The 19,925-nt window shown below is 67.8% G+C and carries 15 protein-coding genes and 1 tRNA gene; 6 read left to right on the top strand and 10 right to left on the bottom strand.

Annotated elements, in window-relative coordinates:
• The first annotated feature begins 147 nt into the window (after positions 1 to 147).
• On the top strand, positions 148 to 792 hold the full coding sequence (locus tag EAX62_RS06170; RefSeq protein ID WP_121901050.1) for a TetR/AcrR family transcriptional regulator: 645 nt from the start codon (positions 148 to 150) through the stop codon (positions 790 to 792).
• Positions 793 to 799: 7 nt separating this feature from the next.
• Here EAX62_RS06170 and EAX62_RS06165 read toward each other — a convergent pair whose 3' ends face one another.
• The 5 genes from EAX62_RS06165 to rsmI are packed head-to-tail and all read right to left on the bottom strand — an operon-like array spanning position 800 to position 4,804.
• The gene (locus EAX62_RS06165) at positions 800 to 1,309 is read right to left on the bottom strand and encodes a MarR family winged helix-turn-helix transcriptional regulator (RefSeq protein WP_121900701.1); all 510 of its coding nucleotides are present in this window, start codon (positions 1,307 to 1,309) and stop codon (positions 800 to 802) included.
• Positions 1,296 to 2,231 carry a 4-(cytidine 5'-diphospho)-2-C-methyl-D-erythritol kinase gene (locus EAX62_RS06160; RefSeq protein ID WP_121900700.1) on the bottom strand — a complete coding sequence of 312 codons (936 nt, stop codon included), beginning with the start codon at positions 2,229 to 2,231 and terminating at the stop codon, positions 1,296 to 1,298. The genes EAX62_RS06165 and EAX62_RS06160 overlap by 14 nt, the downstream gene beginning before the upstream one ends.
• Entirely contained in the window at positions 2,231 to 3,094 is an 864-nt protein-coding gene (gene rsmA / locus EAX62_RS06155; RefSeq protein ID WP_121900699.1) for a 16S rRNA (adenine(1518)-N(6)/adenine(1519)-N(6))-dimethyltransferase RsmA, read from the bottom strand. Before rsmA ends, EAX62_RS06160 begins: the two co-directional genes overlap by 1 nt.
• Positions 3,087 to 3,956, bottom strand: coding sequence for a TatD family hydrolase (locus tag EAX62_RS06150; protein ID WP_121900698.1), 870 nt, complete (start codon positions 3,954 to 3,956; stop codon positions 3,087 to 3,089). The genes rsmA and EAX62_RS06150 overlap by 8 nt, the downstream gene beginning before the upstream one ends.
• A complete protein-coding gene (rsmI, locus tag EAX62_RS06145) occupies positions 3,953 to 4,804 on the bottom strand; it encodes a 16S rRNA (cytidine(1402)-2'-O)-methyltransferase (RefSeq protein ID WP_121900697.1) in 852 nt (283 codons plus the stop codon). Before rsmI ends, EAX62_RS06150 begins: the two co-directional genes overlap by 4 nt.
• Before the next feature lie 26 nt (positions 4,805 to 4,830).
• Here rsmI and EAX62_RS06140 point away from each other — a divergent pair, with 26 nt between their 5' ends.
• Together EAX62_RS06140 and EAX62_RS06135 are read left to right on the top strand one after the other, a co-directional pair.
• A complete protein-coding gene (locus tag EAX62_RS06140; RefSeq protein ID WP_121901049.1) occupies positions 4,831 to 6,387 on the top strand; it encodes a dolichyl-phosphate-mannose--protein mannosyltransferase in 1,557 nt (518 codons plus the stop codon).
• A 117-nt stretch (positions 6,388 to 6,504) separates the two neighbouring features.
• Positions 6,505 to 8,676, top strand: a complete 2,172-nt coding sequence (locus EAX62_RS06135) for a sensor histidine kinase (RefSeq protein WP_121900696.1) — start codon at positions 6,505 to 6,507, stop codon at positions 8,674 to 8,676.
• Between the two features lie 19 nt (positions 8,677 to 8,695).
• Here the strand turns inward: EAX62_RS06135 and EAX62_RS06130 are convergent, their stop codons facing one another.
• Positions 8,696 to 9,805, bottom strand: a complete 1,110-nt coding sequence (locus tag EAX62_RS06130; RefSeq protein WP_158600568.1) for an FAD-dependent oxidoreductase — start codon at positions 9,803 to 9,805, stop codon at positions 8,696 to 8,698.
• Between the two features lie 100 nt (positions 9,806 to 9,905).
• On the opposite strand from EAX62_RS06130, the gene EAX62_RS06125 reads away from it, so the two are divergent.
• Genes EAX62_RS06125 through trpB form a run of 3 tightly spaced genes read left to right on the top strand, consistent with a single transcriptional unit; the run spans position 9,906 to position 13,136 of the window.
• Positions 9,906 to 11,348 (top strand): uracil-xanthine permease family protein, encoded by a 1,443-nt coding sequence (locus tag EAX62_RS06125; RefSeq protein ID WP_121900695.1) that lies wholly within the window; start codon positions 9,906 to 9,908, stop codon positions 11,346 to 11,348.
• A 35-nt stretch (positions 11,349 to 11,383) separates the two neighbouring features.
• Entirely contained in the window at positions 11,384 to 11,887 is a 504-nt protein-coding gene (locus tag EAX62_RS06120) for a flavin reductase family protein (RefSeq protein ID WP_199711132.1), read from the top strand.
• A gap of 43 nt (positions 11,888 to 11,930) precedes the next feature.
• Positions 11,931 to 13,136: a tryptophan synthase subunit beta gene (gene trpB / locus EAX62_RS06115; RefSeq protein WP_121900694.1), complete on the top strand. Its 1,206-nt coding sequence runs from the start codon at positions 11,931 to 11,933 to the stop codon at positions 13,134 to 13,136.
• Positions 13,137 to 13,139: 3 nt separating this feature from the next.
• On the opposite strand, the gene EAX62_RS06110 is transcribed toward trpB, so the two are convergent.
• From EAX62_RS06110 to EAX62_RS06095, 4 genes are all read right to left on the bottom strand, one after another.
• On the bottom strand, positions 13,140 to 13,856 hold the full coding sequence (locus EAX62_RS06110; RefSeq protein ID WP_121900693.1) for an SDR family oxidoreductase: 717 nt from the start codon (positions 13,854 to 13,856) through the stop codon (positions 13,140 to 13,142).
• 137 nt (positions 13,857 to 13,993) lie between these two features.
• Positions 13,994 to 15,457 carry a SpaH/EbpB family LPXTG-anchored major pilin gene (locus tag EAX62_RS06105; RefSeq protein ID WP_158600566.1) on the bottom strand — a complete coding sequence of 488 codons (1,464 nt, stop codon included), beginning with the start codon at positions 15,455 to 15,457 and terminating at the stop codon, positions 13,994 to 13,996.
• A 75-nt stretch (positions 15,458 to 15,532) separates the two neighbouring features.
• Positions 15,533 to 19,405 (bottom strand): CshA/CshB family fibrillar adhesin-related protein, encoded by a 3,873-nt coding sequence (locus EAX62_RS06100; RefSeq protein ID WP_147454033.1) that lies wholly within the window; start codon positions 19,403 to 19,405, stop codon positions 15,533 to 15,535.
• Positions 19,406 to 19,791: 386 nt separating this feature from the next.
• A tRNA-Ala gene (locus EAX62_RS06095) sits at positions 19,792 to 19,867 on the bottom strand.
• Between the last annotated feature and the right edge of the window lie 58 nt (positions 19,868 to 19,925).

The following is a 19,925-nucleotide window of genomic DNA, read 5'->3' as shown; positions in this document are numbered from 1 at the left end:
CGACGCCGGCCAGACGGGCAACGCTTGCGTACCTCTCAGGATCGCCGCGTCCGGGGACCTCGACGGCGGGTCAGTTCGTGCGTGCATGACAGACTGGGTCCTGTGACGAGCCCTTCCCCATCGCGAGCGCGCCGCAGCAGAGTGCGGATGACGTCTGCCGAGCGACGGGAACAACTTCTGGTGACCTCGCGCGAACTGTTTGCCGAACGCGGATTCGAGGGCGCCTCCGTGGAGGAGATCGCGGCGCGCGCCGGCGTCAGCAAGCCCGTGGTCTACGAACACTTCGGCGGCAAGGAAGGCGCGTACGCCGTGGTGGTGGACCGTGAGGTGCGGACGCTGCACGACTCCATACGCGTCGCCCTGACCACCCCGGGTGCCGGATCGCGCGAACTACTGGAACGTGGCGCGCTGGCGCTGCTGGACTACATCGACCAGTGCCCCGACGGGTTCCGCATTTTGGCACGGGACTCCTCCCTGCAGGGCCCCGGTGGTTCGTTCGCCTCGATCCTCAGCGACATTGCCGTGCAGGTGGAGGACATTCTGGGCACCGAATTCTCGAGGCTGGGCCACGACCCGCAGTTCGCGGGCCTCTATGCCCAGGCGCTCGTGGGACTGGTGGCCATGACCGGTCAACAGTGGCTGGAGAACCGCGAGCCCGACCGGCTGGTGGTGGCGCGCCACCTCATCAACCTCGCCTGGAACGGCATGGCGCACCTGAAGCCGGAACCCCGGCTCATCATCGAGGTGCTCGACAGCCGCAAGAACCACACCGAGGACGCAGCGACCGCCTAGGTCCCACTCATGCGCGGGCCGGTTCCTTCGCCACTGCGTCGGTGAGCAGGCGTCGCAGAAGATCCGCCAGAGCTTCGCGGTCCCCCGGCGACCACTCCCCCAACAACGACTCCTCCAGGGCGATGAGTGCGCCGATGGCGTCGTCCACCAACTCCCTGCCGGCCACCGTCAACTCCACGAGTGCCCCGCGACCGTCCTGCGGATTGCGCAGCCTGGTGACGAGCCCTCGGGCGCGGAGGCGGTCGATCCGGTGCGTCATGGTCCCGGAGGTGACGTGTGTCTCGGCCAGCAACCTGCCCGGTGACAGGCGGTGCGGTTCGCCCACTCGACGCAGCGCGGCCAGGACGTCAAACTCCCACGCCTCGAGCCCGCGGTCCGAGAAGCACTGCTTCCGGTGGGTGTCCAGCAGCGCGGAGAGCCGGTGGATGCGCGACCACACGTGCATGGAGTCAACGGCGAGGTCGGGGCGCTGCGAACGCCACGCCTCCACCACCTGGTCCACCTCATCGTGCGGCATGGTCCTCCCACAGGGCGGCTCCGGTGACGGGGCCCAGAGCGCTGCGGACCGCCCGCACACCCGAGAACACGCCGAGGGCCTCCGCCACCAGCGCTGCGGACTCAGCACTGTCGGAGAGGAAGGCGCAGGTGGGCCCGGACCCGCTGACCACCCCACCCAGAGCGCCGGCATCGAGCCCGATCTGCAAAGTGCTGCCCAGCGTGGGCTGCAGGCGGATGGCGGCATCGGCGAGGTGGTTGACCAGGTTGCGACCCACGGCGGGGACGTCACCGGCGGCCAGGGCGTCGAGGAGCTCCTGGGGGATCCTCGGGGCCGTGGGCTCCGCCACCCGGTCGAACTCCCTGAACACAGCCGGCGTGGACAGGCCGGTGTGGGACAGCGCCAACGTCCAGTGGTAGGTCCCCCTCGACTCGACGGGGTCGATGATGTCCCCGCGCCCGGTACCAATCGCGGTGCCGCCCGTGAGGAGGAACGGCACGTCGGCGCCCAGCTGCGCGGCCAGGTCCCGCAAGTCCGAGGCTGGGGCTGGGCTGCCCCACAGATGGTTGCAGGCCACCAGCACGGCCGCGGCGTCTGCAGACCCACCCGCCATGCCGCCGGCCACCGGAATCCGCTTGCGGACGAGCATGATGCAGCCGGCATCCGCCACGTGGCAGTGCTCAGCCAGCATCTTGGCAGCGCGGATGGCGAGGTTCGTGTCGTCGGTGGGGAGGAAGGCTGCTCCCTCGCCACGAAAGGCCACCTTGAAGACGCCGGGCGGCGCCGGCTCCACGGTCAGTTCGTCCCACAGCGACAGCGCTTGGAACACGGTGCCGAGCTCGTGATACCCCGTGTCGTCGGCCGCGCCGACGCACAGAGCAAGATTCACCTTTGCGGGAACGCGCACCCGCACCACCTGGGCCACGTGCTGAACGTAGCCCATCACGGCGTCGAGCCCACCCAGGCGGATGCGATGGCGGCGAACTGGGTGATGTCCAGAACCTCTCCCCTGGCCTGTGGGTCCACCCCGGCAGCCTCGATCACCCGCGCCGTGTCGGCAGCCGAACCGATCAGGGGTGCCAGGGCCGCGCGAAGCATCTTGCGTCGCTGTCCGAAGGCTGCATCAATGACGGCAAACACCTTTTCCCGCGGGACGTCGGTGACGGGTGGGTCGCGTCGCTCGATGCGCACCAGTCCGGACTCGACGTTGGGGACGGGCCAGAAAACCTTGGGCGGGACGGTCCCCACACGGGTGGCGGACGCGTACCAGGCCATCTTGGCGCTGGGTACCCCGTATGTCTTGTTGCCGGGTGGCGCCACCAGGCGGTCCGCCACCTCGAGCTGCACCATCACGAGGCCTTTGCTCCAGCCGGGAAACCTGGCCAGCAGGTGCAGCAGGACCGGGACGGACACGTTGTAGGGAAGGTTCGCCACGACGGCGGTGGGATCCTCGCCGGGGAGCTCCATCACACGCATGGCGTCGGCGGTGACTACCGCGAGCCGGTCGGCAGCGTCCTGTCCAAGCCGCTCGGCGACGGTCTGCCCGAGACGTTGCGCCAACCGTTCCTCAATCTCGACGACGGTGACGGCGCGGGCCACATCGAGGAGCCCCAGCGTAAGTGACCCCAGACCGGGGCCGATCTCCAGCACGACGTCGTCGGCGGTGACACCGGAGAGGGACACGATCCGCCGCACCGTGTTGGGGTCGATGACAAAGTTCTGGCCGCGCTGCTTGGTGGGGCGCAGCTCCAGTTCTGCGGCGATGCGACGCACCGCCCTGGGGCCCAGCAGGCCTGTCTCAGACATCCTGACCCCAGGGACCGCCATAGGCGTCGAAGGTGTTGCGGACCAACTGTTCACACAGGGCGCCGAGCTCCACGCCGAGCAGATCCGCCATGAAGCGCACGGTGTGCGGCAGCAGGTACGGCGCGTTGGGTTTGCCGCGCTCCGGCTTGGGCGTCAGGTAGGGGGCGTCGGTCTCGACGAGCAACTTCTCCAGCGGAACCTCCGCCGCGGCCAGCCGCAGGGACTCGGCGCTGCCAAAGGTCAACACGCCCGGCATCGAGAGCCAGTACCCCCGGGAGACGCATTCCCGCGCGAAGGCGGCGTCCCCGGAGAAGCAGTGCATGACCACTCGCGCCGGCGGCGTCGTGTCGTCGAGGACGTCCAGGATCTGCTGGTGGGCCTCGCGGTCGTGGATCATGAGCGTCAGGTCCAGCTCACGGGCAACCGCGATGTGGGCGCGGAAGGAGTGCACCTGCGCCAGGCGTCCTTCCTCGCTGCGTGTGCGGAAGTGGTCCAGGCCCGTCTCGCCGATGGAGCGGACCCGTGTGAACCGTGCCAGGGCGGGGAGCTGCGCCAGCTGGGCATCGAGCGCCTCCTGTCCCTGCTGCTCGAAGATGTGGGCGGCGTCGTTGGGGTGCAACGCCACGGCCGCCACGACGCGGGGATCGGACTGGGCCAGGGCGATGGCGTCGCGGGAGGACTCGAGGTCATAACCGACGTCGATGACCCGGGTGACGCCGACCCGGCTGGCCAGATCCAGGGAGTCGGCCGGCTGCAGGCCCGAGAACTCGCGGGTTGAGCCGAAATGGGTGTGGTTGTCGACCACGGGAGAAGGCAACGCCTCCGGCAGCGGCGGAAGCCTGAGCTCGTCGATGACGTTCACGCGTTGTCCTTCCTCGCCGCGAGAGCGGCCTCGTACAACTCCTTGCGGTTGGCTCCCGTCACGTCGGCGACGGATCGCACCGCAGAGGACAGCTTCTCACCATCCGCGATGCGCGCGGCCACCAACTCCAGCGCGTCGTCCACACCGGCCACCAGTTCCTCGGCACCGCCCACCACCAGGGTGACCTCGCCGCGCACCCCGTCCGCCGCCCATTGCCTCAGGGAAGCCAGGGTGCCGCGGATGACTTCCTCATACGGCTTCGTCAGTTCGCGACAGACCACGGCGGCCCGCTCGGGGCCGAGGACGTCGGACGCGTCGGCCAGAAAATCAGCCAGGCGGTGTGGGGCCTCGAAGAACACCATGGTGCGGGTCTCCGCCGCCACACCGGTCAGCCGGGCGCGCCGCTCACCGGACTTGCGCGGCAGGAAACCCTCGAAGCAGAACCGATCCGTGGGTAGCCCGGACACGGCCAACGCCGTCAGCACGGCCGAGGGACCCGGCATGGCCGTCACCCGCAAACCCTTCTCGATGCAAGCCCTCACGATGCGGTATCCCGGATCACTGACCGAGGGCATGCCCGCGTCGGTGACGAGCGCCACGGTCTGCCCTGCCGCGATGGCGTCGAGCAGTTCGCCGGTCCTGGCCTCCTCGTTGCCCTCGTAGAAGGAGACGATCCGCCCGCCGGCAACCACCTGCAGACGGCGCAGCAACATGCCGAACTTGCGGGTGTCCTCGGCGGCCACAACGTCGGCGTCGGCGAGCAGGGTACGCAACGATTCGCTCGCGTCCCGGTGGGATCCGATGGGTGTAGCGGCGAGCACCAGTGCGCCGGTTGGCTGGTCAGTCATGCCATCAGCCTAGAATGCTCCACGTGCTGTCAACTGTGGAGGCGCTCGACGAGGCGCGCATGCGGGATCGTCGGGCTAGTTGGCTCGTCACCATCGGGATCACTGTCATGGCCTTTGTGCTGCGCGTGATCAACCTGGGATTCCCGCACAAGGTCATTTTCGACGAGACCTATTACGCCAAGGATGCGTGGGCGATCCTGGTCTCCGGCTTTGAGCGGAAGTGGCCGGACCCGCAGGACGAACGCAACGCCGAGGTGCTGTCGGGCAACCTGTCGGGGATGCTCGACGAGCCGTCCTACATCGTGCACCCGCCGCTGGGGAAGCTCCTCATCGGCTGGGGCGAGCAGGTTTTCGGCATGAACCCGTTCGGCTGGCGGATCGCCGCCTGCATCTTCGGCGCCCTCATGGTGTTCCTCGTGATCCGGCTGGCGCGCAGACTGTCCCGCTCCACGCTGGTGGGTGCCATCGCCGGTCTGCTCGTCACCTTCGACGGGTTGGCCTTCGTCATGAGCCGGATAGCGCTGCTCGACATCTTCCAGGCCACCTTTGCCGTGGCCGCCATCGCAGCGCTGGTCGCGGACCGGGACTGGTTCCGCCAGAAACTGGCGGCCCACCTGCGGAAGAACAACCTCCTGGACCTCGGGGGACGCTACGGTCCTCTGCTGCTGTGGCGGCCGTGGCGCATCGTCGCCGGCATCATGTTCGGCGCCTCGATCGCCGTGAAATGGAACACCATCTACATGGTGGCGGTCTTCGGTGTGGTGACGGTGATCTGGGACCTCGGTGCACGCCGCCTCGCCGGCGCCGGCAACAAGTCGCTGTTCTCACTACTGGGTGATGGCATCGCCGCCTTCATCCAACTCGTTGTGGTGGCCGTGCCCGTTTACCTGGCCAGTTGGTACAAGTGGCTCAGCACCAGCGGCGGCTGGGACCGGCAGTGGGGCGCAGAGAACCCTGAGGACCCCATCGTCATGCGGTTCGGGAACGCCCTGGGGTCGCTGTGGCACTACCACGTGGCCATGTACGACTTCCACACCGGCGACGGCATGAAGCAGGCCACGCACCCCTACGAGGCACACCCCGCCGGCTGGCTGTTCATGGTGCGCCCCATAGGTATCGACGCCGAGAACGGCATCGAGTCCGGGCAGCAGGGCTGCGAGGCAGTCGGCACCACCTGCCTCCGTGTCATCTCCGCGATGGGCACACCCCTGCTGTGGTGGCTCGCAGCGTTCGCACTCGTGGCCGCCCTCTGGTTCTGGCTGGGCAGGAGGGACTGGCGCTTCGCCGTCCCGGTGCTGGCCGTGGCCGCCGTCTGGCTGCCATGGTTCCAGTACGCAGACCGCCCGCTGTTCTTCTTCTACGCCATCATGATCATTCCCTTCTCCGCCATCGCACTGGCCATGGTGATGGGGAAGTTGATGGGGCCCGCCAACGGTCCACGACGCCGCATCCGGGCCATGGGTGTGGGAATCACGGTGGCACTGATCATTCTGAACTTCGCCTACATCCTCCCCGTTCTGACCGACCAGATGATGACCCGCACCGCTTGGCTGGCCCGCATGTGGTTCGGCACCTGGATCTGAGGACCGCATCCGGCAGGGCGGACTGCGCACGCCGTTCGAGGACTTCTTGGACTGTCTGCGCGCCTGTGATAGCCATGGTCCATGACGTGGCGCAGTGCAGCGCGGACGATCGCTGGAATGCGACTACCCCGCCTCTCCCAGCACGCCTTCCAACGGCCCTTTGAACTGGGCCTGGCAGGCGTGGCGCTGCTCGCCGTCCCACGCCTGGCCTCCGACATCACGGCCGACGAACCCCTGCTCGTCCTCCTGGGTCTGCTTGTCCTCGTGGCGTCCCAGATCCTGTTGATTCTCCAGTGCCTGCGTCCGAGCCGCCTCACGTGGCTGATCACCATTCTCGCGGCGCTGGGCACCATCCTGGTTGTCGTCGGCGAACTCCTCGACGTCACCAACGGATCGGTCCTGTGGCGCGTGGACGCCTGGCTGGGTGTGACGTTGGCCTACCTGGCGCTGCTCCACCCGCGCGGACGACAACTCCCCACCCTCCTGTTCGCCATGCTCGCGTGCTTCACCGCCGTGGCGCTGGCCGGCGCTGTGGACTGGCGTTCCCAGCTCCTCGAAATGCTCTTCACGGCCGCGCCCATCGCACTGCTGGCGCTGGCACGCCTCATGGTGGTCGCCATGATCGATGAAGGCATCGCACACCGGTGCGCCCGCGAGGTCAACGCGAGCGTCACTGACATCACCCGCGACGCCCTGGACGTCTCCGCGGTACTTCGTCGCGAGACGCACGACTCGCTGCTCCACTGCCTGCAACTGATCGGCGCCCCATGGAGCACCCTCGATGTCGGGGAAATGCGCCAGCTGTGCGAGCGGGCCCTGCAGAAGCTGTCCGAGGCTCCACCAGAGCTCGGAACGCCCACGGAGACGTCCATGGATGCGGCGCTGAGAACCGCTCTGGCCGATGAGCGATGCCACATCATCTGGGACGTGGATCAGGGAAGCGTGCCTCCGCCGGTGGCCGAGGCCATGGGCGGCGCCGCCAGGGAGGCCGTGCGCAACGTCATGAAGCACTGCCCGGGCGAGGAAGCCACGGTGCACGCGCGCAGCAGGACGGACGCGATCCTCGTGGAGATCAGCGACAGCGGCCCGGGCTTCGACGTCGCCTCACATTCCCGGGGCCGGTGGGGGCTGCGCAACTCCATCGCCACGAGAATGGAGAGTGTGGGTGGCGCAGCCTCCGTCGTCTCCAGCCCCGAGGGCACGACGGTCACCCTCGCATGGCCAGCCTCCGTGCCACCCTCCCGCCACACCATGGGCCCCAACGCACGGGCCTGGTTGGCGTGGACCCCTGCACCCCTCATGATCGCCAGCATCGCCAACGCCACCGCCGCGCATTCCGGACTCAGCACCACGGCAACGGCAGTCGTGTGGAGCGTGCTGGCTTCCGTCGTCGCGCTGGCTGCCTACCGCGTTCGCACGAAGGGGTTGACCGAGCCACAGGCCTGGGGATTGTGTGTCCTGGCGTTGCTGTCCATCATCGCCAACGACCTGTGGATCGACCCCCTGACCACCAACGGTTGGGACCTCTGGGTGCCATCGCTGGCCGGCTGCATGATCATCCTGGCCCTGCCCGGACGCCGGGTCCGGGTGGCGCTGGCCATGGCCACTCTCGTGCTCGGGGGCGCCTTCGCGGGGAGTCTCCTCACGCTCGGGCAGCACGCGACGTTCGTCACCCACTACGGCGCCATCATGGCGGTTGCAACACAGGTGCTCATGACCCTGGTCCTGGTCTTCGGCGCAGCAGGCATCTCGGGCTATGTCCATCGCACGCGCCAGATGGACGCGGCGCTGCTCCGGCGCTCCCGCCTCGCCGCCGAGAGCGAGAAGCTCTGGCACCAGTGGCTGCTGAGGGCGCGCCAGGTGACGGGCGACTTCCTGTCACAGGTGGCGTCCCATCAACTCGACCCCACGGATCAGGCGACCCGGCAGGAGGCGTGCCGGCTCGACGCACGCATCAGGGATGAGCTGCAGCTCTGGCCGGGCGACGCACACGTGGCAGCGGTTCTCGACCGCATGCGTCGCGAGGGCTGGGACGCTCGACTCGACGTGGAGGACCCGGATCCCCTCACCCGTCTGAACCTCATCGAGATCCTCGAGGCCCTTCCCCCGGGGGGAGCCGGGCAGATCCTGACGGCGTCGGCCAGGGATGGGGCCTCCATCCTCACCTTCACCGGCGACCCGCTCACGGCAGAGCAGCAGGCCGCCATCCAGCCGTGGATGGTCCTCGTGGACCCCGACTTCACGCAGGCACGCAACCCCGCCACGCCTGTGCTGCAGCGCGCAACCTAGCGGGTGGCCCGCTGGCGGTTCACCGGCGACGGAGGCGGTGGCCCACAGAACGGGCCTGTGCCCGCATTCGTGAGGACAGTGGCAGCGCCACATCGTGCTGCCCGCTCCCGATGAGGAGGGACGCCAGCCAGGTTCCGCTGGCGGTGCCGTTCATCAGTTCACCGCGGCCATTGCCGCGGGCGTAGAAACCACCCGGGATGGCGGAAGCACCGGCGGCCGGCCGGCCATGGTCACTGGGATCGATCACCATGTGGGCCTCGCGCATCTCACTGGCCCCCAGCGACGCCGTCGCCCACCGACGCAGTTCCTCTGCGGCGCCGGGGTACGCCTCCGGGCTCGTCTTGACTCCGAGGAGTATGACCTCGTCACCGTCGGGCCGGATCATCCAGACAGGGGGCCCCGCCAGCAACGTCACTGCGTTGATGGGCTCCGCGGTGCGGCAGCGGATCACCGGCACCCACTGCGACGGCGCCACCTCGGCGATGCGACCCCACGGGCTGATCCCCAGGGTGTCGACCACGGCTGCCGCCCGGGTGACGTCGAGTTCACGGGCCCAGGCGAGGTTGTTGCGGTGTGACACCAGCGAGACCCCGTCGCGGCGCTGGAGGTGCGTGACCGTGGTGTCGTAGCGGATGACGGCTCCCGCGGTGGCCGCCTGCGACGCCAGCGCGGCCCCGTAGACCGCGGGATCCAGCGCGACGGCCTGCGACGACAACCAGGCACCGGAGCGGTGGTTGTCGCTGATCTCCAGCAACTCCACCTCGGCACCGGAGTCGGTGATCAGGGCTGCGACGTCGCGCAGTTCGCGGGCGAGTGCGAAACCCAGCGAATGGTCCTGCAGCGTCACCTCACTGTGCGCCACCCCCCCGGAGGCGATGACGCGACGGATCTCGGCCATGCCTGCAAGGTTGCGGCGGACGTGTTCGTGGGCGGACGTGGGCCCGTAGGCGGCGGCCATGTTGGCGACGGTGCTGGCATGGGCGCAGGCGGAGACGCCGTGCCCGATCCCCACGGAGGCGCCCTCGGGATTGGGGTCCAGAACCGTGACGCCGAAGCCCTCGGAGGCAAGGCGTCTCGCGGCGGTCAGACCTGCCACCGTTGCACCGATCACCACGACGTCGCGTGCCATGCCCACAACCCTAGCGGCACCGCCGGAGTCCCATTGCGGCAACCCGCGTCCGGGGGCCCGCCCGGTTTCCCGTAGCATGCGCCAGACGAAAGGAAGACCCATGCAGGGCTGGAGCCTCCACAACAACGGACACCTTCTACCGGGGGCGGTGGTGATGCCCCACGAGCGACTCGGGTGGGGCAAGACGATTGGTCTCGGCGCGCAACACGTCGTGGCCATGTTCGGTGCCACGTTCGTCTTCCCGCTGCTGATGGGCCTGAACCCGCAGCTCGCCGTCATGATGAGCGGCGTCGCGACCCTGATCTTCCTGTTCGCCGTCAAGCACAAGGTGCCCAGCTACCTGGGCTCCAGTGCCTCCTTCGTGGGCGTCTCGACGGCCATCTACGCTGCCGGCGGCAACCCCGCCGACGTGACCGGCGCCCTGTTCGTGGTGGGTGTCCTGCTGTTCATGGTGGGCCTCATCATCCACTTCGCGGGCGCCCGTGTGATCCACAAGGCTCTGCCGCCCGTGGTCACCGGCGCGGTGGTCATGCTCATCGGCTTCAACCTGGCACCCGTGGTGGCTGGCGTGTACTGGCCCGTGGACCCGTGGCTGGCCTTCACCGTGATGCTCGTGGTGATCGGGCTCAGCGTCGGGCTGCGAGGCTTCCTGGGCCGCATCGCCATCTTCTTGTCGCTGGTCATCGGCTACGTGCTGAGCTTCCTGTTCGATCTGGTGCTCGGCCCCCTGAAGGGTGTCGCCGCCGACGGCACTGCCACGTCCGCCCTGCGCGTCAACTGGTCCGGCGTGGCCTCCGCCGACTGGCTGGGTCTCCCGCCGGTCACGGATCTCGCAAACTGGGTCTGGAAGAGCCCTGACAACGTCGTGGGCCTCCACCTGCCCCACTTCAACCTCGCCCTCATCATCATCGCGCTGCCCGTGGTCATCGCCCTCATCGCCGAGAACACCGGGCACGTGAAGGCTGTGGCCGAAATGACCGGCGAGAACCTGGACCCCTACATGGGGCGCGCCATCGCCGCCGACGGCGCCGGCTCCATGATCGCCACGTTCGTGGGTGCCGGACCCACCACCACCTACGCCGAGAACATCGGTGTCATGGCCTCCACTCGGGTCTACTCCACGGCCGCGTACGTGGTGGCCGCCATCGTCGCCATCGGTTTCGGCTTCTCCCCCAAGTTCGGGGCCGTGATCTCCGCCACCCCCAGCGCCGTGCTGGGCGGCATCACCGTGGTCCTCTACGGCATGATCGGCCTGCTCGGCGCCAAGATCTGGAAGGAGAACAACGTCGATTTCGGCAACCCCATCAACCTGATCCCGGCAGCGGCCGGCATCATCATCGGCATCGGCGACGTCCAGCTGAGCGCGGGCAGCTTCACCCTCGGAGGCATTGCACTGGGCACCATCGTGACGGTGGCCGTCTACCACCTGGCCCACGCCATCGCCCCCAAGGAACTCCGGGAGGCCGCCGACGGCGCATCGCTGATCTACAACGCACCGGGCATCTACACCGAGAGCGGCGATGAGCCCGCCGAGAACAAGTAGGGGCGGGTTTCACACTCTGGGCTAGCGTGGAGCCCGTGTACGAGCAGCTCGAGACCGACTTCCGCGAAGCCATGGCACACGTGTCGGCGCCGGTGACGGTGATCACCACGATGGTCGACGGCGTCCCCTTCGGCTCCACCGTCTCCGCGTTCGCGTCGCTGTCCGTGAATCCGCCCATGGTGCTACTTGCGCTGGACAACCGGGGAGCGCTCATCCAGCAGGTCCGCTCGGCCGGCAGGATCGGCGTGAGCGTGCTCTCCAGCGCGCAGGCAGACCTCGCCATCCGTTTCGCCACGCGTGGTCTGCCGGACCGGTTCGCGGGCGTTGACTGGGGCATCGATCACGGACTGCCCCGCATCGAGGGAGCCACCGCCTGGCTGCGCTGCGACGTCGTGACCTTCGAGCCGGGCGGCGACCACACCGTCCTGCTGGGCACCGTCAGTGCCGCGGAAGCCACGGGGGTGGATGGCCTCACCTACTACCAGCGCCGATTCGGGTCCGCCACGGCTGCCACGTCGGCGCCCGGCATGCTCTCCTGAACAGTGCGACACCGGCCCCCTCGAGGGCCACTAGTATCCACCCATGACTTCACTCGTACACGCCGATGAGGCCGGCTTTTTCGGGGCCCACGGCGGCCGTTTCCTGCCCCCGCACCTTGAGGCGCCGATCGCCGAGGTGGCCGCCGCCTACGCCGAGGCCCGCAACGACCCCGAGTTCGCCGCGCAGTACGAGGCCCTCCTGACGGACTACGTGGGCCGACCCTCGCCGCTGTTCCTCGCGGAGCGACTGACCGCCCACTTCGGCGGCGCCAGAATCTACCTGAAGCGGGAGGACCTGAACCACACGGGCGCCCACAAGATCAACCACTGCCTCGGGGAGGCGCTGCTCGCCAAGCGCATGGGCAAGAAGAAGCTGCTCGCCGAAACCGGTGCGGGGCAGCACGGTGTGGCGCTGGCCACCGCCGCGGCGCTGCTGGGCCTCGAGTGCGAGATCCACATGGGTGCCATCGACGTGGAGAAGCAGCACCCCAACGTGGTGCGAATGGAACTGCTCGGCGCCACGATCGTCTCCGTCACCGACGGCGGGCAGTGCCTCAAGGACGCCGTCGATTCCGCCTTCGGGAAGTTCGCCTCCGACTGGGAGGACACGTTCTTCGCCATCGGCTCCGTCGTGGGGCCTGACCCCTATCCCACCATCGTGCGGGACTTCCAGGCCATCGTCGGCCGTGAGGCCCGCAAGCAGATCCTCGCCAAGGAGGGCCGCCTGCCCGACGCGCTCATCGCCTGCGTCGGCGGCGGATCCAACGCTCTCGGACTCTTCACCGCGTTCCTGGAGGACGAGTCCGTGAAGATGTTCGGCGTCGAGCCGAGCGGCAGGAACCTGGACGTGGTGGGCCAGCACGCCGCCACCATGACCCTGGGGTCCCCGGGCATGCTGCACGGCATGAAGACCATGCTGCTCCAGGACGCCGACGGCGCCCCCAACCCGGTGCACTCCATCGCCTCCGGCCTCGACTACCCGGGCGTCGGGCCCCAGCATGCGCATCTCAAGGATGTGGGGCGCGTTGAGTACGTGGCGGCATCCGACGACGAAACACTCGAGGCGTTCCAGCTCCTGTGCCGCACCGAGGGCATCATCCCGGCTCTGGAGAGCGCGCACGCCCTGGTGCATGCCGCCAAACTGGCACCCGGCATGGGCGAGGACGGGGTGATCGTGGTGAACCTGTCCGGTCGCGGCGACAAGGACATCGACTACGTCGCCGACAAGATCCGTGGCATGCAGGCCTGAGCCTCAGCGGTCCTTCCGGAGCGCCAGTTCTATCCGGGGTCGCACCGCGACGTCGGTGAGCTGCGCATCCGGTGGGGCATCGACCACGTAGCGCACTGCCGCCGCGATGGTGGCGGGCCGGATGTAGTGGTCGGCCTCGTAGCCGTCTTCCGTCTTTGCCTGCATGGCCCGCAGCATCCCGCTGTCGGTGGGCCCCGGCGCAATGGTGCTGACGCGCACACCGGTGGTGGCCTCGTCGATGCGCAGCGTGTCGGCCATGCCCTGGAGCGCGTGCTTGCTGGCCGTGTAGACGGCGTTGCCGGGCGCAGGCTTGGTGCTGGCACCGGAGCCGATGAAGATCACGGTGCCCTGCGACTCGCGCAACAGCGGCAACCCCAGACGCGTCAGCTCTGCGGGCGCGAACACGTTGGTCTCGAAGTGCTCCCGCCACTGTTGTGGGGTGGCGTCGGCGACGGTGTGGGGCACGGAGATCGCGGCCACGTGCAGCAGCACGTCGAGACGCCCCAGCGCCCCCACGACGCCAGCCAGGGCCGTGTCGTCGGTGATGTCGACTGCATGGGCGACGACACCGTCCAGCTGTTCCAACTCGGCGAGCACGTCAGCGTTGCGACCCAGGGCCACCACGTCGTGGGTGGCGGCCAGATCAGCGACGATGCATCGCCCCATGCCACCCGTGGAGCCGGTGACGAGAGCGACGGGACGGCCGGATGTCGAAGTCATGCGCAAAACCTACAGGCACTCGGTGGCGCAGCAACGACAACAGTGGGGCGCGGGTGATCTCGTGAAAGATCACCCGCGCCCCACTGTTGTCATTTCTCCGGTCACTGGTCAGCGCGGAGGAACGCCTTTGCCTGTGCTCAGACCTGGGCCCGATGCTTGCGACGGCTCACGACGACGGCCGTGGTGCCGAGGACGAGCAACAGCAGGCCCGCGCCCATGATGAGCGTGGTGGCGCCGCTGGCACCGGTGAGCGGCAGCTGGAAGCCGGCGTTCTTCGGCACGTTGAGGACCTGCTTGGTGACCACGGTGGTGGAGACGTTGTCGACAACCACTTCGATGGGCTGAGTGAGCAACTCGAAGCCGACGGGGGCCTTGATCTCGGAGATCCAGTAGGTCCTGTATCCGTCTTCGGGGGTTGTCACTTCCTTGCCATCTGCCCAGCCGCTGTAGCGCAGCCCCTCGATGACGACCCTGCCGTCCACACCCGTGCTGGTGAAGGTGGAGACACCGTTGATGCTGATGGCGGCGGACGCGGTCTTGGCCTTGGCTGCCTCTTCGGTCAGGAACACCTGGAACTCGGCACCCTGCAGCTTGGCATCGGTGTTCTTGGCGTTGGCCTTCTCCAGGACGATGGTCCCCCACTTCGTGAGGACCGGGGTGGTGGTCCTTCCGAAGCTCCGGATGTTCGGGTAGATGGTGGCCGCGTTGGTGATCTCGCCGGCTTCCAGCACCTTGGTTGTGACGAGGACCTTCACCCGTGCTGCGGGGTCGACCCTCCATGCGCTTGCCAGCTTGAGAAGACCCGCCGGGGTGAACGTCACCGTCAGGGTGTTGTCCGCCGTGGTGACGTCGTAGTCAGCGGGGGCCAGGACCACACCGGAGGCGCCGGTGAGGGACACCACATCACTGACGAATTGCAGCTTGGGGTCCAGGACGTCGACGATCACGTACTTGTCAATGATCTGGGACTTCGGGACGTCGGACAAAATGGTCCACTCGGCGTTGTCACCAATTTTGACGGCACCGGCGTCGACGACCGACTTGGTGGCCTCAGTGGTGGCGTTCTTGGGGTAGACGTGGACGTCATAGATCCACGTGTTGAGTTCCGTGGGGTGCGTCATCGGAATGGTCACCAGGAACGGCGACACCGGTGTGACGTTGTTGGGGAAGGTGGTTTCCTTCACGTAGTACAGGCCCACGGGAAGGGCGGCGATGGTCGCCAGGCCGTCCACGTCGGTGGCGTTGCTCCGGTACGTGGCAGCGGCGAGATCTCCCGCGGCAGCGTCAACCGTCAGCGCGGCGGCGGCTTCCCAGCCGGCGTTCGTGGTGAGGTCAATGCCATTCACGCGCTGGGCGGAGAACACGATGCCCGACAGCGGGGTCAGGCCGACAGTCGCGCCCGGGTTCGGAAGGCCATTGCCCTCGTCGCCGACCGTGACGGGCTGCTCAAACTTGTGGAGAATGATCGAGCCCGTTGCCGCCGGGTCGATGACGGGGCCATCGGCCTGGGCGGGTGCGGCGCTGAAGACGATTGTCAGCGCGGTGGCGGCGGCGACAAGGCCAGCCAGTAGCCCCCGCTTTCGCCTTGGGTTGGTGTTCATGACTGCATTCCTTCCGAAAGGCTGGGGGGCCTCTTGTGTGTTGGTCAAACGGGGGGTCTGGGTGGGGGCCATGGTTCAGCCCGTGGGGAGGGGTCGCTGGGGAAGCTGGCGACGGATGAGCACCACGCCGAAGGCGCCGATGCCGAGCATTACCATCAGGAGGACGACGAAGTTGACTGCTCCGCCGCCGGACAGGGGCAGGGGGAGGGCGGCCACGTCGGAGATGCGGATGGTCCGGTTCTGGGGATCGTCGGGATCGAGTCTGGCCAGCCGGGTGCCCGCCGCGAGCGCCAGGGTCCCGTCGCTCGCGATCGTGAAGGCGACCGGCTTGGCCAACAGCGTGTACCCGCCGGGGGCACGCGTCTCCACGAGCCAGTAGTTCCCGGGTGTGAACGCGGATGCTTCAAGGCGGCCGACCCGGCCCACGACGGGGACCACCGTGCCTGCCACCGCTCCGGGCGCACCCTGCGCGTCGATGCGGACCTCGAAAGCGGAACCGTCCAGGGGCCCCCTGGCGCCGTCGCTGCCCACACCCCACTTGCTGATGAACACGTGCGCCTTGACGGGATGAAGCGTGGAGCAGCCGGGGGCGCCGTGACCGGCGAAGCAGGCCGACGGCGGGAACGGCGTGCCCGCATTGCTGGCCGAACCGGCGATCACGTTGCGAAGTTCCCCGGACCAGGCGTTGTTGGTCACCGTGACCCGGTAGGTGAGGACCGCTGTCCTGCCGGCCGGGATGGTGAACGGGCCGACGCTCAGGACATTGCCCACGGGACCGGGCACCGCGGTGGCGGCGCCGCCGTCGATCACCAGGGTCGCGGAGCCCGCGACGAATGTTGCGTTGTCGAGCACACCGGTCAGGTCATCCACCACCACGGCGTTCGCGATGGTGCCCTGGGTACTGCTCGCTGTCACGCGGTAGCTGACCACATCCCCGGGGGTCACGTACTGACCGGTCGCGGGGGTGGCACTTTTGGCCAGCGACCAGGAGCTGACCGGGTTGTCCGTGCAGACCACGAGACCCACCCCGCAGACGGGATTCACGGCGCCTGTGGGGGCGAGCCTGTTCCCCACGAAGTCCTTCCGCAGGCCCGCCGTCGGGACACTGGGGCGCTGACTGTCCGGTTTCACCTTGACGGGGTAGGTGAGGGTCACGCTCTGGGCGGCGTTCAGGGAACCGGTGATGCGCACGAGGCCACCCGGCGACCTGACGGCGGTGAGGACGCCCGCGGGGGTGGCGGTGATCGCACCCACTGTGGCATCGTCCAGCACGTCGGTGAGATCATCCGTGAAGTCGACGCTGCCGGTGGCCTTCCCGCTGTTGGTGATGACCAGCGTGTAGGCGAGGTCCGCTCCGCCGATGACGGCGACACCGGAGGCAGGGTTCACGGACTTGGCGGCCTTCACGTTCGGCAGGCGCGTCGAGGTGCAGTTCGTATCGGCGGGCAGGCACGAGTTGGGGGGTGGGGCTCCGGTCGCAACGAGGAAGTTACTCGCGAGGTCGTCGCCCCGTTCGCGCTCCGGCTTCACGGTTGCCTTGTACGTGACGGTCCGGATTCCGTTGACGGGGACGGACCCGGTGATCCTGATGCGGTCGCCCTCCCGGCTGGCGATGAGGCCCGAGGCGGCCGTCGGGGTGGCAACGGTGGCGTCATCGAGCACCCCTGTGAGGATGTCGTCGTGCTCGATCGTCGCGGGCGACTTGCCGGTGTTCTCGAACCGGAGCGTGTAGGTGAGGACCGATCCTGCCTTCACGGGGTTGTCGGGGGTCGTCACGGTCTTCGAGGTACCCAGGTTCGCACCCAGAATCTCGACGCTGGCGCATCCGTTCAGGCCACCCTGCAACCGCTCCAGCACCGGCACGCACACGCTGTTCACCAACGATTGGTCACCAGCAGAGGTGTAGGTGACGGTGTAGGTGATGATCGCCGACGCGCCGGATGGCAGGGCGCCCGACCATGACAGCTTGGATCCCGCATATGTCACCACACCCACGGTGGCGACGGCATTGTTGTCATAAGTGGCCGCATCAAGAACGTTGACCAAGTCATCGAGCGCTGTGGCTGGGGCTGTTGCCGTGTAGGCACCGGGGCCGCTGTTGGTGACGGTCACGGTGTAGGTGACCTTGGTTCCCTTCTTCGGCAGGGTGCTCTGGTTTGCCGTCTTCGTGACGGACAGCTTCGGTAGCCGCACCGCCCACTCAACGCAGGACTCGCCAGAGGCGGCATCGATGCCACCCACCGGTGCATTGCATGCCGGTGTTGGCTGGTTCGTCGCGCTGTTCGGCTCCCACGCCACGTTGCGCAGGGTGCCGTCACCTCCGGCCTTGAGGGTGGTGCTGTAGGTCAGCTCCACTGTTTCGTTGACGGCCAGGACGCCGGTCCACGAGATGCGCGGCGAGCTGTAGGACGGGGCGCCACCCTTCGTGACCGCCGCATTGTTGCCATAGGTGGCATCGTCCAGAACACCCGTGAGGTCGTCCACCAGCCTCGCCGGGAAGGCCGCCGTGAAACCGTTCTTGCCCACATTGGTGGCGCGGACGGTCCAGATGATCGTGTCGCCGGGGCGGGAGTTCGCCGTGGCGTTCGACGTCTTGGTGATGGAGAGGGTTGGAAGGGCGATGTTCAGCTTGTGGTCCTCCACCTCGCCGGACGTACTCATGCCTGTGGGAGAGGATGCCTGGGCCGAGTCCCGGGCGATGCGCAACCGCAGGAAGGAGAGGTTTTTGCCGATTGACCTGACGGTGTCAGTGGGAACGCTCCAGTCGAGGTTCACCGATGCGCCGGTGCAGGACACCGTGGCGGAGCGCTCCCCCGCGTCGAATACGCCGTTGCGGTTCCAGTCGATCCATCCCGCGACGAACCCGGGTCCCTTGCATGTCACGTTCTTCAGCGAATAGCTGCCACCCGCCCTCACATCGATGGTGCCCAGCAGCCCGACCGCGTCCTCGTCATTGACCGGGTTTTCGGCCGGAGTACCGAAGTCGTCGTCGCCCGTGGCGTCTGCGCTGTGCAGCTGGGCGCCCTCAGCGTCGACAATCGCGCCGAGCCGGGGCACGGACTGCGACTCCGTGGCGAGTACAAAACTCTCGGCAGAGACCTTGTTGTTACCGCTGGCAAGGGCGCCACCCTGCCACGTGGTCTCCAGCAGCGCCCCCGCCTCGCCGTAGCTGGCCGGTGCGTCACCGTAGTCGTTGGACGACAGCATGACGCCCAGTGCGATGGCGCTCCTGCCTGCACCCTTCAGGCCGACCTTGGCACTTGTGGCACCCTCCATGAAGCCGACGGCCACGGGGCCGGCGTCACAGGCCGTCGTGATGTCGTTCCCCCACAGCCGCAGAGTGTTGCCCGTCAGTCTCGCCGTCGTCTGCTGCGTGCATCCGATGTTGCGGTACCGGTCGATGATCCGCCAGACGGCCCCGCTCTGGTCGGGCGTGGCCTCGACGTACTCCTGGTTGTCGCTCTGCTCGGCGTCCGCCACCACCAGTCCCTGGAGCGGGACGGAGACGCCGTCGAGCGTCACACCACAGCTGAAATTGAAGGTTACGGTGGAGCCCTCGGTCGCGTTGGCCAGCCCGGAAATCAGCCTGTTGGTGGTGCCCGTGCCACCCACGTTGTAGAGGTCGTCCAGTCCGTCACCCTTCCACGCTCCAGGCCGATACGCCCTGAGGCCTCCAGCGCCGCTGATGCTGGAGATCCTGCAGGTGGTCGCTACTGTTCTCCCCGCGATGGTGCGGGTGTTCACCTTGGTGAGCCCATTCGAGGGAATGGCGGCGTCAGCTGCTCCCCATTCGAACCAGTCAATGGAGCCCCGGTGCAGCCCGTTCCCGCCTGTCGCATACGTGGCCTCGGCCAGATGTGGCGTCAGCACCGCGCCGTAGCCCTGGAAGAGCCCGGCGAGCAGGGCACAGGCAATGAGCAACGCCAAGGGCTTGCGGCGCTTCCTCATGCGTGCCACGCGGGGGGACGGGGTCTTCACTACTTCTGTTCTCCAACTATCAGTCGCACGAACGTGTCTCAGTCGGGGGGCGACCACGTCGTGCGGCAGGGGGGGGTACAAGCCCCCACCGTTGGGAGGATGGACCTGTGCCCGCGATGCTAGGCCACGACGCAGGAGACTTCGCAATCGTTATTCTCACCGCACACGAAACCGGAAAAATGCTTGTGGAATGCCCGCGACTCCGCTCTCGATCGCCGAGAAGATCTGGATAGGCGGCGTGGTCTCGTCGATGCAAGCGGCGTGTGCGCATCGCGGGGTGACGGGCACCCCTGGGCCTGCCGGGGCACAGAAAACTCCCGTCCGGCCGGAGCCTGGACGGGAGTGCATCCGCTACATGGTGGAGCTAAGGGGATTCGAACCCCTGACCTTCTCATTGCGAACGAGACGCGCTACCAACTGCGCCATAGCCCCATGCTTGAACAGCGTGACGATGCTACCACCGGGCTGCGGTGCACGTCGATTCGGGAAC

The organism is Tessaracoccus antarcticus (assembly GCF_003688855.1).
Taxonomy (GTDB): domain Bacteria; phylum Actinomycetota; class Actinomycetes; order Propionibacteriales; family Propionibacteriaceae; genus Arachnia; species Arachnia antarctica.
Note: the sequence above shows the minus strand (reverse complement) of the source record. Positions and strands in the feature narration are given on the sequence as shown.

Bases quoted from the DNA above. Each gene is read 5' to 3' on its own strand.
- EAX62_RS06170 (WP_121901050.1), top strand. From the start codon at position 148: ATGACGTCTGCCGAGCGACGGGAACAACTTCTGGTGACCTCGCGCGAA.
- EAX62_RS06165 (WP_121900701.1), bottom strand. From the start codon at position 1,309: ATGCCGCACGATGAGGTGGACCAGGTGGTGGAGGCGTGGCGTTCGCAG.
- EAX62_RS06160 (WP_121900700.1), bottom strand. From the start codon at position 2,231: ATGGGCTACGTTCAGCACGTGGCCCAGGTGGTGCGGGTGCGCGTTCCC.
- rsmA (WP_121900699.1), bottom strand. From the start codon at position 3,094: ATGTCTGAGACAGGCCTGCTGGGCCCCAGGGCGGTGCGTCGCATCGCC.
- rsmI (WP_121900697.1), bottom strand. From the start codon at position 4,804: ATGACTGACCAGCCAACCGGCGCACTGGTGCTCGCCGCTACACCCATC.
- EAX62_RS06135 (WP_121900696.1), top strand. From the start codon at position 6,505: ATGCGACTACCCCGCCTCTCCCAGCACGCCTTCCAACGGCCCTTTGAA.
- EAX62_RS06130 (WP_158600568.1), bottom strand. From the start codon at position 9,805: ATGGCACGCGACGTCGTGGTGATCGGTGCAACGGTGGCAGGTCTGACC.
- EAX62_RS06125 (WP_121900695.1), top strand. From the start codon at position 9,906: ATGCAGGGCTGGAGCCTCCACAACAACGGACACCTTCTACCGGGGGCG.
- trpB (WP_121900694.1), top strand. From the start codon at position 11,931: ATGACTTCACTCGTACACGCCGATGAGGCCGGCTTTTTCGGGGCCCAC.
- EAX62_RS06110 (WP_121900693.1), bottom strand. From the start codon at position 13,856: ATGACTTCGACATCCGGCCGTCCCGTCGCTCTCGTCACCGGCTCCACG.
- EAX62_RS06105 (WP_158600566.1), bottom strand. From the start codon at position 15,457: ATGAACACCAACCCAAGGCGAAAGCGGGGGCTACTGGCTGGCCTTGTC.
- EAX62_RS06100 (WP_147454033.1), bottom strand. From the start codon at position 19,405: ATGAGGAAGCGCCGCAAGCCCTTGGCGTTGCTCATTGCCTGTGCCCTG.